Here is a 16,683-nt window from a genome sequence, read left to right as displayed (position 1 = left end):
AAAGCGTGGTTAAGTCCTCGATCTATTAGTATCAGTCAGCTCCACATGTCGCCACGCTTCCACCTCTGACCTATCAACCTGATCATCTTTCAGGGATCTTACTAGCTTGCGCTATGGGAAATCTCATCTCGAGGGGGGCTTCATGCTTAGATGCTTTCAGCACTTATCCCGTCCGCACGTAGCTACCCAGCTATGCCTTTGGCAAGACAACTGGTACACCAGCGGTGCGTCCATCCCGGTCCTCTCGTACTAAGGACAGCTCCTCTCAAATTTCCTGCGCCCGCGACGGATAGGGACCGAACTGTCTCACGACGTTCTGAACCCAGCTCGCGTACCGCTTTAATGGGCGAACAGCCCAACCCTTGGGACCGACTACAGCCCCAGGATGCGATGAGCCGACATCGAGGTGCCAAACCTCCCCGTCGATGTGGACTCTTGGGGGAGATAAGCCTGTTATCCCCGGGGTAGCTTTTATCCGTTGAGCGATGGCCCTTCCATGCGGAACCACCGGATCACTAAGCCCGACTTTCGTCCCTGCTCGACTTGTAGGTCTCGCAGTCAAGCTCCCTTGTGCCTTTACACTCTACGAATGATTTCCAACCATTCTGAGGGAACCTTTGGGCGCCTCCGTTACTCTTTAGGAGGCGACCGCCCCAGTCAAACTGCCCACCTGACACTGTCTCCCACCCCGATAAGGGGCGCGGGTTAGAATTTCAATACAGCCAGGGTAGTATCCCACCAACGCCTCCACCGAAGCTAGCGCTCCGGCTTCTCAGGCTCCTACCTATCCTGTACAAGCTGTACCAAAATTCAATATCAGGCTGCAGTAAAGCTCCACGGGGTCTTTCCGTCCTGTCGCGGGTAACCTGCATCTTCACAGGTACTATAATTTCACCGAGTCTCTCGTTGAGACAGTGCCCAGATCGTTACACCTTTCGTGCGGGTCGGAACTTACCCGACAAGGAATTTCGCTACCTTAGGACCGTTATAGTTACGGCCGCCGTTTACTGGGGCTTCGGTTCAAAGCTTCGCTTGCGCTAACCTCTCCCCTTAACCTTCCAGCACCGGGCAGGTGTCAGCCCCTATACTTCGCCTTGCGGCTTCGCAGAGACCTGTGTTTTTGCTAAACAGTCGCCTGGGCCTATTCACTGCGGCTTTTCCGGGCTATTCACCCTAAAAAGCACCCCTTCTCCCGAAGTTACGGGGTCATTTTGCCGAGTTCCTTAACGAGAGTTCTCTCGCACACCTTAGGATTCTCTCCTCGCCTACCTGTGTCGGTTTGCGGTACGGGCACCTTACATCTCACTAGAGGCTTTTCTTGGCAGCGTGGAATCAGGAACTTCGGTACTATATTTCCCTCGCCATCACAGCTCCGCCTTAATGGAAACGGGATTTGCCTCGTTTCCGGCCTAACTGCTTGGACGCGCATATCCAACAGCGCGCTTACCCTATCCTTCTGCGTCCCCCCATCGTTCAAACGATGTATAGGTGGTACAGGAATATCAACCTGTTGTCCATCGCCTACGCCTTTCGGCCTCGGCTTAGGTCCCGACTAACCCTGAGCGGACGAGCCTTCCTCAGGAAACCTTAGGCATTCGGTGGAAGGGATTCTCACCCTTCTTTCGCTACTCATACCGGCATTCTCACTTCTAAGCGCTCCACCAGTCCTTCCGGTCTGACTTCAACGCCCTTAGAACGCTCTCCTACCATCGACACCATACGGTGTCAATCCACAGCTTCGGTGATACGTTTAGCCCCGGTACATTTTCGGCGCGGAGTCACTCGACCAGTGAGCTATTACGCACTCTTTAAATGATGGCTGCTTCTGAGCCAACATCCTGGTTGTCTAAGCAACTCCACATCCTTTTCCACTTAACGTATACTTTGGGACCTTAGCTGGTGGTCTGGGCTGTTTCCCTTTCGACTACGGATCTTATCACTCGCAGTCTGACTCCCAAGAATAAGTATTTGGCATTCGGAGTTTGACTGAATTCGGTAACCCGTTGGGGGCCCCTAGTCCAATCAGTGCTCTACCTCCAATACTCTCATCTTGAGGCTAGCCCTAAAGCTATTTCGGAGAGAACCAGCTATCTCCAGGTTCGATTGGAATTTCTCCGCTACCCACACCTCATCCCCGCACTTTTCAACGTGCGTGGGTTCGGGCCTCCATTCAGTGTTACCTGAACTTCACCCTGGACATGGGTAGATCACCTGGTTTCGGGTCTACGACCTCATACTCATTCGCCCTATTCAGACTCGCTTTCGCTGCGGCTCCGTCTTATCAACTTAACCTCGCATGAAATCGTAACTCGCCGGTTCATTCTACAAAAGGCACGCCATTACCCATTAACGGGCTTTGACTACTTGTAGGCACACGGTTTCAGGATCTATTTCACTCCCCTTCCGGGGTGCTTTTCACCTTTCCCTCACGGTACTGGTTCACTATCGGTCACTAGGTAGTATTTAGCCTTGGGAGATGGTCCTCCCTGCTTCCGACGGGATTTCTCGTGTCCCGCCGTACTCAGGATCCACTCAGGAGGGAACGAAGTTTCAACTACAGGGTTTTTACCTTCTTTGACGGACCTTTCCAGATCACTTCATTTACCCCGTTCCTTTGTAACTCCATGTTGAGTGTCCTACAACCCCAAGAGGCAAGCCTCTTGGTTTGGGCTAATTCCGTTTCGCTCGCCGCTACTCAGGAAATCGCATTTGCTTTCTCTTCCTCCGGGTACTTAGATGTTTCAGTTCCCCGGGTCTGCCTTCAGTACCCTATGTATTCAGGTAAAGATACTGTTCCATTACGAACAGTGGGTTTCCCCATTCGGAAATCTCCGGATCAAAGCTTACTTACAGCTCCCCGAAGCATATCGGTGTTAGTCCCGTCCTTCATCGGCTCCTAGTGCCAAGGCATCCACCGTGCGCCCTTTCTAACTTAACCGTTAAAAAAGATCTTACTGATGCTTTGAAAAAATTAATTGCCTTCTATCTATTATCTAGTTTTCAAGGAACAAAGAAGAAAAAACTTCATCACAACGTGATGAGATCTTTCGTATCTGAATGAATTACTCATTCAAAACTGAACAAAACAAAAGCGCTCTCGTATTTATCCTTAGAAAGGAGGTGATCCAGCCGCACCTTCCGATACGGCTACCTTGTTACGACTTCACCCCAATCATCTGTCCCACCTTAGGCGGCTGGCTCCATAAAGGTTACCTCACCGACTTCGGGTGTTACAAACTCTCGTGGTGTGACGGGCGGTGTGTACAAGGCCCGGGAACGTATTCACCGCGGCATGCTGATCCGCGATTACTAGCGATTCCGGCTTCATGTAGGCGAGTTGCAGCCTACAATCCGAACTGAGAATGGCTTTATGGGATTCGCTTACCTTCGCAGGTTTGCAGCCCTTTGTACCATCCATTGTAGCACGTGTGTAGCCCAGGTCATAAGGGGCATGATGATTTGACGTCATCCCCACCTTCCTCCGGTTTGTCACCGGCAGTCACCTTAGAGTGCCCAACTGAATGCTGGCAACTAAGATCAAGGGTTGCGCTCGTTGCGGGACTTAACCCAACATCTCACGACACGAGCTGACGACAACCATGCACCACCTGTCACTCTGTCCCCCGAAGGGGAACGCCCTATCTCTAGGGTTGTCAGAGGATGTCAAGACCTGGTAAGGTTCTTCGCGTTGCTTCGAATTAAACCACATGCTCCACCGCTTGTGCGGGCCCCCGTCAATTCCTTTGAGTTTCAGCCTTGCGGCCGTACTCCCCAGGCGGAGTGCTTAATGCGTTAGCTGCAGCACTAAAGGGCGGAAACCCTCTAACACTTAGCACTCATCGTTTACGGCGTGGACTACCAGGGTATCTAATCCTGTTTGCTCCCCACGCTTTCGCGCCTCAGTGTCAGTTACAGACCAGAAAGTCGCCTTCGCCACTGGTGTTCCTCCAAATCTCTACGCATTTCACCGCTACACTTGGAATTCCACTTTCCTCTTCTGCACTCAAGTTCCCCAGTTTCCAATGACCCTCCACGGTTGAGCCGTGGGCTTTCACATCAGACTTAAGGAACCACCTGCGCGCGCTTTACGCCCAATAATTCCGGACAACGCTTGCCACCTACGTATTACCGCGGCTGCTGGCACGTAGTTAGCCGTGGCTTTCTGGTTAGGTACCGTCAAGGTACCAGCAGTTACTCTGGTACTTGTTCTTCCCTAACAACAGAACTTTACGACCCGAAGGCCTTCTTCGTTCACGCGGCGTTGCTCCGTCAGACTTTCGTCCATTGCGGAAGATTCCCTACTGCTGCCTCCCGTAGGAGTCTGGGCCGTGTCTCAGTCCCAGTGTGGCCGATCACCCTCTCAGGTCGGCTACGCATCGTCGCCTTGGTGAGCCATTACCTCACCAACTAGCTAATGCGCCGCGGGCCCATCTATAAGTGACAGCAAAACCGTCTTTCCATCTTCTCTCATGCGAGAAAAGAACGTATCCGGTATTAGCTCCGGTTTCCCGAAGTTATCCCAGTCTTATAGGCAGGTTGCCCACGTGTTACTCACCCGTCCGCCGCTAACCTCAGGGAGCAAGCTCCCATCGATTCGCTCGACTTGCATGTATTAGGCACGCCGCCAGCGTTCGTCCTGAGCCAGGATCAAACTCTCCGAAGAAATGTTTGACTTGCTCATTTTGCTTTTTTGATAGTGTGTGCTCACTTAAAAAATTAACGTTGGCGCTTTGTTTTGTTCAGTTTTCAAAGAGCAATTTTATCGTCATTCTTTCGAACAACTTGTTTATTCATCATAACACGCTATTGATTAGTTGTCAACTTCTGCGAAGTTTTTAACTTATTTTGAATCGCTGTGTTTTTCAGCGACCATTTCATCTTAACACTTTCATAATAAGAAGTCAATAGTTATTATTTCTTTTAGTAATCTACCAAAAGTGGATGAAGTTTTTTGTTTGTCGTACTTGGTGCTTATTTATATTAATCCTATTCCACTTGAAAGTCAACGACTATTCCTATTTTTATAGTTTTTATTTTGTTAGGCATTTTAACAACCTCTTAGATCGGTATTTTAGTAAACATATATTATAGAAGGAGTTGTATTTATTAATTGAAACCAAGCTAGATTTCTTTGTTATATTTAGGTACTCGCGTCAACGTATATCTTCCACAAGTATTTGCAGTCCTGTTATTTTCTTGCCTTAAGTACCTTCTTGATGTATTGAACAAGAAACATAACCAAGTTGACTTTCTAAATCTTGTTATGATATTATATAACCAAGTAATATAATCGGAATAGTTAATATTATTAGAAAGACAGAATCTAATAATCAATAACCCCTTTTTTAATAGATTATGATTTAAAGGAGATGGAGATATGACAGCAGCAAAGGTAATACCAGGTGCAGAATCTTTTTTCCTCCCTGGCAATTCTATCGGAATCCTCATTTGCCATGGCTTTAATGGCACACCACAAAGTGTAAGGTATTTAGGTGATAACCTCGCTGCTAAAGGCTATACAGTCTATGCTCCACGTTTGAAGGGCCATGGTACCGATGAGCTGGATATGGAAACGTGCCATTATCAAGATTGGGTACATGATGTCGAGACTGCCTATGCAAAGCTAAAGCAAACCTGCACATATGTATTTGCAATAGGACAATCAATGGGCGGCGCCCTTGTTTTGGATTTAGCGACAAAAGTACCTTGTGAAGGAATTCTCACTATTAACGCCGCACTTCAAGTTCCTGAGTATGAAATCTATCGTAACCCATCGGTTCCGCGTTTCATTCCTGAAGGTGAGCCTGACGTAAAAGACGATACTGTTACTGAAATCACTTATGACCAAGTTCCCTCAAAAGCAATTAATCAGTTGCTTGATATTATGGAGCATACAAGTCAACAGCTCGAAAACATTAGCTGCCCGATACTTCTTTTTCATTCTCCAGAAGATCACGTTGTACCAGCCCAATGTTCCAATCAAATATACGATAATGTGTTGTCCCTTGATAAGGAATTAATCGCCCTTGAAAATTCCTACCATGTTGCTTCGTTGGATTATGATAAAGATCAAATCATTGAACAGGCTTATCGGTTCATTCAAATCCACAGTAAAAAGGCAACAATCGCTTCATAAATGATTCTTATATACAACTTGGTTTACTCGACCTATACAAGGGTATATATAGTATATATAGTATATAAAGAAAAAGGAGGCAGCATAATGAGCAGTTTATCAGACAAAGTAAAAAGTACGGTCAATAAAGTAAAAGGCGAAACGAAAGACCAGGTCGGTAACGCGAAAAATGATCCTCACTTACAAGCAGAAGGTAAAGTTGATAAATTAAAAGGCAATCTCCAAGACGCTGTTAGTAAATTGAAAAATAAACGTTAATTAGCAAATTAAAATCGCTGGATACTACATCGAAACTCTCCTGTATAAGAATTTCCACACCACAGAAGAGGCTGCAGGTATAAACTGCAGCCTCTTCCTTTTTCAATTAGCTTGAATTACAACAACACACATATCATCCGGCTGGTCTTGTTGCATTTCAGGGGGCATAACAAAATCAATAGGAGCGGTTTCCTTGATATCAAACCAACTCGTTGAGACCGCTTCTTGTATTTGATTCAGCCCTTCGGTGCCATCCCGATCGATAGCCTCCATGACTCCATCTGTAAATAACAGAAGTTGAATTCTGTCTTCATAATGAATGATTGATTTCTCTATATTCATCTCAGTGAAGAATCCCACAGGACATGTCCCTTTTGAAAGAGAAGCCACTTTTCCATCATCCATTAAAGCGAAGCCTGGAGGATGTCCAGCGTTAACATATTCCACTGTTTTTTGCTCTGTATCAATAATCATATAAATCGCTGTAAAATAATAGTGCACTTGGTTATCTTCTTTATTAAGGACACTCATCCAGTGATTCATTTCGTTTATGACTGCCACAGGATCTGTATGTGTCCGAATCGCATCCCTCAAAACAGAGGAAATAAACATACAAACAAGTGAAGCAGATATTCCATGCCCCATCATATCAAGCAGAATGATTCCATATCGATTTTCATCAATGCGATGCCAATAGTACATGTCTCCCGCTAACTTATTTGCAGGTAAGTATGAGGCTTTGATAGTTAAGTGGTCATTGTGAATGGGCTCACTTAAGAGACTGCTTTGGACCTGCATCGAGAGATCTAATTCATTACGAATTTTTTCATCCTGCATTTTATGCCAATCTTTTTCATATTTAAGCCTTAATCCCACACGAATCCGGGCCAGCAAGTCAATTTTATTAATAGGCTTCATTATATAATCAATACCGCCCACATCAAGTGCCTCGGCTACCTTGTTTGAGTCTTCAAGTGCGGTCACAAAAATCACGGGTATATCTTTAAGGTGTGGGATATTTTGAAGACGTCTGCACGCCTCTATTCCATCGATTTCAGGCATCATAATATCAAGCAGAATAATATCAACAGAAGTCTCCTTTGGTTTCAGACCACCCACCTGTAAATATTCAAACATCTCCACAGCAGAAGTTAATGAAAGAAAATCCGTATAGCCAGCCCTCTTTAGAATTTTCTCTATAACGAAAAGGTTAACCTGGTTATCATCTACGATTAATATCGTCATTCTTTTATTCCCCTTTTGGCTTATATCGAGCGGCAAGTTTTTATCTTTATTATGTAAATGCGTTTCATTATTGTGGTTCCCTATAGGGTAGTTTCCATTTTATTATAACGAAGCTCAGTCTCTTTTAATAATAATAAACCACTTTATCATCACATTCGCAGACCAATTCATTATATATACCCGTTACTATGACACTCTAAACATATTATAAGCATTTTTTTGTATCACCCAAAAACAGGGTGAGAACATATTACTAGTGGCCTAATGAAAAAGAGGAGTCCGCTAAATATGCGAACTCCCCCTTCTTATAATTTCCGATAAATCCGTTCCTTTGAATCAAAGTCCTCATAATCTTCCGATAAGGAAGATGTATGAAGTGTTTCCTTACTACCAACTGCAAGAAAGCCTTCTTTACTAAGACTGTCATAAAACAAATGGTTTACATAGGTTTGTAATTCACCGGTAAAGTAAATCATCACATTTCGGCACATGATAATATGAAACTCATTGAACGAACCATCAGTGACCAAATTATGCTGGAAAAACACTATGTTTTTAAGAAGGCTAGAATTAAGATAGGCATTTTGATAATCCGTCGTATAATACTCCGAAAATTCCTGTTTTCCGCCGGCCTGCAAATAGTTTTTTGTATAAGACTGCATTCTATTTAGCGGAAGTATCCCTTTTTCTGCATGGCGGAGGACATCTTCATTCATATCAGTCGCATAAATTTTCGCCTTTTCATAAAGCCCCTCTTCCTTAAGAAGGATGGCCATTGAAAAGGCTTCTTCACCAGTCGAACAACCCGCATGCCAAATTCTAATTTCCGGAAGCTGTTTTAAAAGCGGTACAATTTTTAATCGAAAAGCTTTAAAGAAATCCGGGTCGCGAAACATTTCAGTAACGTTTATCGAAAAATCATTCAGAAGTTTCTCGACATACCCTTTTTCATATAAAACCATTTCAATCATTCCACTTATCCTACGAATATGGTCCAGCCTCATCCGATTTTCAACTCTCCGCTTTATAGAAGAACGCATATATTTCCGAAAATCGAAGCCGGAGACAGAATAAATGGCTTGCAATAATAATTCAATTTCTATATCTTCTCGTTCTTCAACAGTTAATGTATCCTTCATGAAAAACCTTCCTTACCCGTACTATCAATCAATTAGTCAGCCACACACGAAGAACTGATAGCAACTGATCTAATTTTAATGGCTTACTGACATAGTCGGACGCGCCAGCTTTCAGGCATTTTTCTCTATCGCCTTTCATCGCTTTAGCTGTTAAAGCGATGATTGGAAGATTCTCGAACTTATTCTGCTCGCGAATTCTAGTCATCGTTTCATAACCATCCATTCCTGGCATCATAATATCCATTAATATTGCATCTATATTATTTCCTTTTTCAAGAAGCTCCAAACATTCATAGCCATTTTCAGCCGTAAGGATTTCCATCCCCTCATGCTTCAGGGCATTTTTTAGTGCAAAGATATTACGGTGGTCATCATCGACGACCAGTACGGTTTTATTGCAGAATGGATTACCATTTTTCTTGCCGTCACCATCGAATATTACGACATCCTGTTCTTCCTGCTCTACAAAAGATTCGGTTGCTTCATGGGAAGCTGCTGCCACTTCTGTAGAAGCAGCTATTGCTTCGCCAACATGTTTGAAGCCCTCTGGCATGCTTGGAATAAAGAAGGTAAATGTACTACCTTGGCCTTCTTTACTATCTACAATGACCCAGCCTCCTAGCAGCTTGGCAAACTCACGACATATGGAAAGCCCAAGTCCTGTACCACCGTATTTCCTCATTGTAGCTCCGTCGCCTTGCTGGAACGCCTCAAAGATTAGTTTTTGCTTTTCTTTGGAAATTCCAATACCAGTATCCGCCACATTAATTTCAATCCAATTGCTTGCACCTTTTGTTTGAATCCACTGTGCGACATTTTCTTCATCCGCTTTTTTAATTCGGACAGACACAGAACCTTTTTCCGTGAATTTAAATGCGTTGGACAATAAGTTTTTCAAGATTTGCTGGAAGCGCTGTTCATCCGTAAAGAAAATGTCCGGTACATTTTTATCTCTATCGATTATAAAGTCGATGTTCTTTTTCTTCGCTACATGATCAAAGTTACGGTGCAAAACCTCAGGCAGCTCACTCATATTCATTTCGTCAAAGACAACTTCAAGTTTTCCAACTTCAACTTTTGATAAATCCAGAATATCATTAATCAATGTTAATAAATCTTGACCTGATGAGTTAATAACACGAGCAAATTCCTGCTGCTCTTCATTTAATTTACTATCATTAGGATCAGAAAGCATTTCAGATAAAATCAAAATACTGTTAAGCGGCGTCCGCAATTCATGGGACATATTTGCCATGAACTCCGATTTGTATTTTGAACTTAACTTTAATTCTTCTGCTTGTTTTTCAAGATTTAATTTTGCGACTTGAAGCTCTTTCGATTTATCTTCGGTTTCGCGATTTCTCTCTTCTAATTGTTCGTTAATCATCCGCAACTCTTCAGCCTGTGTTTGCAATTCCTCTGATTGGGCCTGCATTTCCTCTGACTGAGATTGTAACTCTTCCGATTGAGCCTGCAACTCTTCGGTCTGTGCCTGTGATTCTTTCAATAAACGCTCTATTTCCATCCGACCTTCTACATTATTGATCGTGATGCCTAGAGTATCCAACACACGGGTTAAGAAACTTTTTTGCAACTTCGTAAAGGCCTCCAAACTTGCCAATTCAACCATTGCAACAACTTCGTCCTCAAATACGACCGGTGCAATGACAATACTTTTAGGATTGACTTCCCCTAGCCCTGTTGTAACCAAATGGAAGTCTTCTGGAATATTGTCGATGAATTTCGATTTTCCTTCTTGAGCGCATTGTCCAATCAAACCTTCACCCAGTCGAAATTCACGTCTACCTGCATCCTCACCATCTCCTGCAAAGCTGGAAATCTTTACAAAACGCATATCTTTTCCCACACCTCGCCTGACGTAAATCGCCCCAATGGACGCTCCCATCATCGGCGCAAGCCTTGTAATGAACCTGTCAGCAAGAACCTCCACATCAACAATACGCTGATACATGGTAGCAATATCTGCAACACGAGTCTGAATCCAGTTCTGTTCACTGATTTTTTCAGTGAAATCTTTCTCCTTTTGATTATAGGCTTCAAGCGATTCTGCCATATCATTGAAGGATCGAGCGATATCACCAATTTCATCTTTTGTTCGAACTGAAATTCTTGGTACTACCGATAAGTTTTTAAAATCAATATTCTTGATGACCTTCGTAATGGATTGCAAATCTTTTGATGTGCTGCGAATCATCCAAACCATCGTTACTGAAATAACTAAAATGCTAAGAATAACAGCGAAGATTGTGAAACTAATCATATCTTCATAGGTTTGTTTCGAATTCCTTAAGGTTTCTTTCATAATGCCTTCTTGGAAATCTTTAAAGTCATCCATCGCGCTGATAACTTTTGTCCGCTTTTCCCGCTGATCTCTCATCAACCTGGAAATATTTTCAGAAGAATTTTCTTCTTGTATATTTTGAATAATCTCAGTCTCTGTTATGGAGTAAGATGTATATTGAGTCTCAAACTCTTTCAACAATTGCTTTGCTTTTACTTTATTTAAAGTACCTGATAATTCAGCAATTTGTGATTCAATCAAACTATGATTCTCTTTTATAATTTCTAGACTATCAGCTCTTTCTTCTTTATTCGCATCATCAGCAGCAAACAAAATTTCACGGTCTGACCTTGAAAACAACTGACGGATTTCCATCGAAGCTTGAACTTTTTCATAGCGGTTTTCAACTATTTCGGTCATACTGCTCTTTAAATTGTTAAGCGTAAACATCATGAAAGAAAGTAATATAGCCAAGAAAAGCAAGATTAAACCGAACCCTAACATTTGCTTCCTCTTAAAACCCATTTTTCCGCCTACCTTCTTCTCTTAATTTATAATCAGCCAGAAAAAGAATGTCTTTGCAAAGATAAATCTTATTACTAACATTCCAATATGTTTATATTTAGATAGATTTAATGTCTCACTCTACATTTTAACATTTTCATAGTATAAATTGTACTTACAGCGTTATTATTCATGAATTCCTTTTCCATTAGAGTAGTAGTCTACCTTTTTAATTGTAAGAAAATCCAAAGCATTGTGTTCGAATCCATACTCAATTATTAATTCATTATTTAGTAAAATTATAAAAACCGAAAGCTTTCGCTTTCGGTTTTTCGTGATTATTAAATTTTCTTAACTTCAACATATAAGACATGATGGCCATCCATCTCTTTTACGGTAAATTCAAAGCCGGCATATTCTATTCTATCGCCGACTGCAATTTCAAATCGCCCTGTTAGGAACCAACCGCCCAATGTATCTATATCTTCTTCTGGCAATTCTATTGCAAGGGTATCATTAACATCTTCGACCAATGTTTTTGCATCAAAAACATAATGTCCCTCATCAATTTTTTGAATAAGCGGCCGTTCGTCTTGGTCAAATTCATCTCGTATTTCTCCGACGATTTCTTCGAGAATGTCTTCAACCGTAACAAGACCTGCAGTACCGCCATATTCATCTGTTAAAACGGCCATATGAATCCGTTCCTTCTGCATTTTCAGTAGTAAATCATGAATTGCGATTGTTTCAAGAACACGAATAATTGGAGTTACAAATGAATCAACCGTCAATTCTGAAACATTTTCTTCTGTAATTGTTGCTGTATAAAGACGCTTGATATTGACCATACCCACTACATTATCTTTATCACCGTCTATAACAGGATAACGGGTGTATTGCTCTTCTTGAATGAGTTCAACAACCTCCAATAAGGGCATACCTTTTTCAATTACCGTCATTTCCGTACGAGGAACCATAATCTCATTGGCAATACGCTCATCAAATTCAAAAATTTGGTTTACATATTTATATTCTGATTGATTAATCTCACCGCTTTTATAGCTTTCTGATAAAATAATGCGCAGTTCTTCTTCTGAGTGAGCCATTTCGGATTCAGAAGCAGGCTTTAACCCGAACATGCCTGTAAGAACACGAGCAGAACCATTCAATAACCAAATAAACGGGTACAAAATACGATAAAACAGAATTAATGGCTTTGAAAACATTAATGTTACTTCCTCAGCCTTTTGAATCGCAACTGTTTTTGGTGCTAGTTCCCCGACTACAACGTGAAGGAATGTGACAGAACCAAACGCGATCACGAAAGAGATAATATGGCTTACGGATTCATCTAATCCCCATCTTAAAAACAAAGGTTTAAATATTGCCTCCACCGTCGGTTCACCCAGCACCCCTAAACCTAATGCGGTTACTGTAATCCCCAATTGACAAGCAGATAAGTACTCATCAATATGTGTGGTTACTTTCTTGGCTGCAAGTGCATTTCTATGTCCTTCTTCAATCAATTGATTAATACGAGAACTTCTGACTTTTACGATTGCAAATTCTGAGGCAACAAAAAATGCCGTTAATGCTATTAATACAGCTACTGCTAATAATTTTATAAAAATCTCCAATATGTGCGGGTTTACCATGTATATACCCTACCTTGAGTAATACCAAGGAATAGGCAAACACGGTTTAATCCCAAGCACCTCCTGTGTAAATGGTTAATGTCCATTTCAAAAACAAACTGAATTTTAACATGAATGCCGCATCCCAACCATTTTGTGAAGATGTCCTTTATTAATATGCACCTTAGTACAGTAAACTATCGAGAATAAATCTGGATTATACTAACAACACTAATAATGATTGGATTAAGGCAATGCTTTCGTGAGAAATCTGTTTTTTTAGAAGAAGTTCATTTTTTTCGTCCTTTTCAATCAGCCTGATTACTTCCCGTAGTTCCTCATTCAAGCCATCCAGTTTACTTTTCAGTTGAAGTCCTGTTTCCTCAATGGCAGATGAAACTTCCTTGTCCTGGTTAAATAGTTCCTTTATATCTTCTAATGAAAGGTTTTTTCTTTTATACTCCTCAATACGGTGAAGCCGTTCAAGTTCCCTGACTGAATAATAACGGTAGTTAGAGGCGGAACGTTCTGCTTTTAGCAGGCCCATGTTTGTATAGTAATCAACAGTTCTCTTCGTAACATTCGCCATTTCTGCCAACTCGCCAATTTTCAACGTCTCGATCCCAATATAACCCCTCCCAACCGTCACGTGATGGTTTAGACACTAATACACTGTCTTTTGTTCCACCCTGACATTAAATTCTATTCTCTAATCGTACATTATTTTTACTCAAAATTAAAATATTTAATATTGGATAAAAAGATATTTTTTTTAGTTACACATCTTTACACTCCACAAGTAAACAAAAAACCGATTATTTCCAATAACCGGTTTAATTTACCATTCTATTTTATGCCGTTTATTTTTTTGTTTTAGCTGGAAATTGATTGCTCAATATTTTAGGACCGCATTGGCATATCGAAGAATGCTTTAGTTTTTTTATTGGTGTACCGCATGTTTGACAAACTTTTGTTACCATTATACCGTCCTCCTACTTTAACTAATTGTTATATATTATATTATACCGATTTAATAATAATAATCAATACTAAATTAAAATTATTATAAATAAGGAGGTTGAGTTTTGATTTTATAGACTTTTTTATCATTCCCACTTAACAAGTAGCCATAATAAAGATAAAATATAATAAAACTCATCAGGGAGGTTGGTATTTAAATGACGAGTGAAATTCGTTCTATTCCCCGTCCCTTAGTACGCACGAATCAATGGGTCATATTTTCAAGTGTGGTGACTGCCTTACTAACCGGTCAAATATGGATATTAGCGGTTCCGTTTACAGCAGGACTTTTAGGGCTTATCTTTAATTTCAATCCGATTATGCGGCTTGCAAAGCTCTTCTTGAAAAAGCGGCCTTCTGATTATATTCCGGAAGATCATTCACAACAGCAATTCAACTAAGTTATTGCAGTCGTTTGCTTGGGACTTGGATTAATTTCTTTCTTGCTTGGTTGGACCGTTTCAGGATATATTTTTACGGTGATGGTCGGGCTTGCTTCTTTCATAGCCATCCTTGGATTCTGCATTGGTTGCTTTATCCTCTATCAATGGAAACAATATTCCTATCGCCGATCTCTGCGCTAGATACTACAAAATAGGACTGACATTCGTCAGTCCCTTTTTTTATTCAGATGCATGTACAGAATTATTTTTTTTAACCCAATAGGTAGCCAGTAAGATCAACAGAATTAATACAGCTTGCGGCAGTAACGTTTCTACTGTCGGATAAAGTCCTATCCATTCTACAAACGGGAAGGAAGTAATCGTATGTGTCTGCAGAACTTGTGAAACTTGAAGTGAATGAATAGAGACCCCAAGAATCTTAAATGCCAAAACATAGATGAGTATCGTTGCTGCTTTAAAGAATAGGGTAATCGGTAGTTTCACGCTGTAACGTAGCATGATAAAACCAATCACTACTAATATGAGGAAGGCAATTACAATCCCGCTTAATAGCTGCTTCAATTCCATATAAGGCGCCATACCTGCATAAAAGATAATTGTCTCCGCACCTTCACGGAAAATGGATAAAAAGCTAATTAAAGCAAACGAGACGATACTACCTGTAGCAATAGCTTGGTCCATTCGCTTGCCAATATAACGGTTCCATGCATGGATATTCGATTTACTATGGAGCCAAAGGCCAATTGTCAACATCATCAATACTGCCACTATCCCTGTGATTCCCTCAATGTACTCACGGCTTGACGCAGCTGTAATTTGAGAGAAAACAATATTGATGATGACCGCAAAGATGGTACTCGCGGCTAATCCAGCACCTACCCCTGTCCAAATCCATTTTTGTTTGTCCGCTTGTCCAATTTTCTTTAGAAAAGACAATAATGTCGCTACAATCAAGAGTGCTTCTAGCCCCTCCCGTAAAAGAATCAAAGCAGCATCCCATGTTGTATAACTCGTATCATCAATCAAGGGTAGCAACCGGGTGTTTAAATCCGAAACGATATCCTTCGCTTCCTCTGCTTTTATCTTTTTCGATTGTAACAAGCTGATTGCGGTCGGAACTTTTGTTTCCATATCACTATACAACTTGCTGTCTCTTGTTGAAACTTCCCCTTCGACATTAGGCCAAATTGTTAAAATTTCATTCAACTGATCAATTGCTGAATCGACATCATTTTTTTCAATATCGGTTATGCTTCCTTGTAAGAGTTGTGTAACATCTCCAAGTGAATAAGTCACCTTCTGGTCTTCTTCTTTAACCTTACCAGCAAGAAAATCCTCCAGTAAACCTTTTAATTCAGAAAGATTCGTTTTGGCTTTTTCCGAATCAGGTGGGTCCTGGGTAATGGCTATCCGCACAAAGGCCATATACGTTTCAATCTTACCGTATGAAGCAACACTTGCCTCCCGAACAACAACCTCTGCGTCAATCCAATAATTCCGTAGGTTTGTATATTGACTCTTAGCTTGAACAAAGTCACCTTCAGCTATTGTTGCATCCAACTTATCTATTAATGGGATTAACGCTTGTAACCGGTCTTTATAGACCGTCTTATCTACTGGGTTTTCCTCTGTATCATATGTAATTAGAGTACTTGATAAAGCCGATAATTGCTTTTTAATTTCATCAGCGTCTGCTTCGTTCTTCACAGCACTTTTTACAGCCAATAGTTGCTTATCAACTTTCTTCGCAACTTCACTGTCCGTTTTTATCATTTTCCAATCTTTTTCAAATAAAGCTATATTATCCGAAACTGCGTCAAGGTCGCCGGATTTTGTCTTCATTAAACTATCGCCAATATAGACAAAAAGCTGATCATGATTTTCACCTGCCGAAACAACTCGTACTGCAGATGAAATAAATAAAAGACTGACTATTAAAACCAATATCCCACTTTTCCATTTAGAAACAGTCATACTGGTACCCTCCTTATTTATGAACTAAAATCGCCAACCCGGATACGCATCCATGCTGGCGATTTTC

The 16,683-nt window shown here is 41.4% G+C and carries 8 protein-coding genes, 2 rRNA genes and 1 pseudogene; 3 read left to right on the top strand and 8 right to left on the bottom strand.

The genetic code is table 11. The annotated features are described in order from the left end of the window. Positions 1–5: 5 nt before the first annotated feature. A 23S ribosomal RNA gene (locus RE409_RS01370) occupies positions 6–2,938 on the bottom strand. 175 nt (positions 2,939–3,113) lie between these two features. Beyond that, positions 3,114–4,663 (bottom strand): 16S ribosomal RNA (locus tag RE409_RS01365). Together the 16S and 23S rRNA genes form the textbook arrangement of a ribosomal RNA operon. A gap of 714 nt (positions 4,664–5,377) precedes the next feature. On the opposite strand from RE409_RS01365, the gene RE409_RS01360 reads away from it, so the two are divergent. Next, positions 5,378–6,136 carry an alpha/beta hydrolase gene (locus RE409_RS01360; protein ID WP_309558395.1) on the top strand — a complete coding sequence of 253 codons (759 nt, stop codon included), beginning with the start codon at positions 5,378–5,380 and terminating at the stop codon, positions 6,134–6,136. A gap of 87 nt (positions 6,137–6,223) precedes the next feature. Next, positions 6,224–6,394, top strand: coding sequence for a CsbD family protein (locus RE409_RS01355; protein ID WP_082527580.1), 171 nt, complete (start codon positions 6,224–6,226; stop codon positions 6,392–6,394). A 102-nt stretch (positions 6,395–6,496) separates the two neighbouring features. On the opposite strand, the gene RE409_RS01350 is transcribed toward RE409_RS01355, so the two are convergent. The 5 genes from RE409_RS01350 to RE409_RS01330 form a co-directional block, all read right to left on the bottom strand. After that, positions 6,497–7,639: a SpoIIE family protein phosphatase gene (locus RE409_RS01350; protein ID WP_309558394.1), complete on the bottom strand. Its 1,143-nt coding sequence runs from the start codon at positions 7,637–7,639 to the stop codon at positions 6,497–6,499. 305 nt (positions 7,640–7,944) lie between these two features. Then, positions 7,945–8,778, bottom strand: a complete 834-nt coding sequence (locus tag RE409_RS01345) for a CheR family methyltransferase (protein ID WP_201188301.1) — start codon at positions 8,776–8,778, stop codon at positions 7,945–7,947. A 28-nt stretch (positions 8,779–8,806) separates the two neighbouring features. Beyond that, complete coding sequence (locus RE409_RS01340; RefSeq protein ID WP_309558393.1) at positions 8,807–11,605, bottom strand: response regulator; 2,799 nt, start codon at positions 11,603–11,605, stop codon at positions 8,807–8,809. A 320-nt stretch (positions 11,606–11,925) separates the two neighbouring features. Next, complete coding sequence (locus RE409_RS01335) at positions 11,926–13,239, bottom strand: hemolysin family protein (protein WP_376110781.1); 1,314 nt, start codon at positions 13,237–13,239, stop codon at positions 11,926–11,928. Between the two features lie 196 nt (positions 13,240–13,435). Beyond that, positions 13,436–13,867, bottom strand: coding sequence for a MerR family transcriptional regulator (locus tag RE409_RS01330; protein ID WP_309558392.1), 432 nt, complete (start codon positions 13,865–13,867; stop codon positions 13,436–13,438). Between the two features lie 529 nt (positions 13,868–14,396). Between RE409_RS01330 and RE409_RS01325 the strand changes: the two are divergent. Continuing rightward, positions 14,397–14,822, top strand: a pseudogene (locus RE409_RS01325) (DUF4395 domain-containing protein). 39 nt (positions 14,823–14,861) lie between these two features. Here RE409_RS01325 and RE409_RS01320 read toward each other — a convergent pair. Next, positions 14,862–16,616: an FTR1 family protein gene (locus RE409_RS01320; protein ID WP_309558391.1), complete on the bottom strand. Its 1,755-nt coding sequence runs from the start codon at positions 16,614–16,616 to the stop codon at positions 14,862–14,864. Between the last annotated feature and the right edge of the window lie 67 nt (positions 16,617–16,683).

Origin of the sequence: Peribacillus sp. R9-11 (assembly GCF_031345095.1) — a bacterium.
Lineage (GTDB): Bacteria > Bacillota > Bacilli > Bacillales > DSM-1321 > Peribacillus > Peribacillus butanolivorans.
This window is presented reverse-complemented; position numbering and strand designations above follow the sequence as displayed.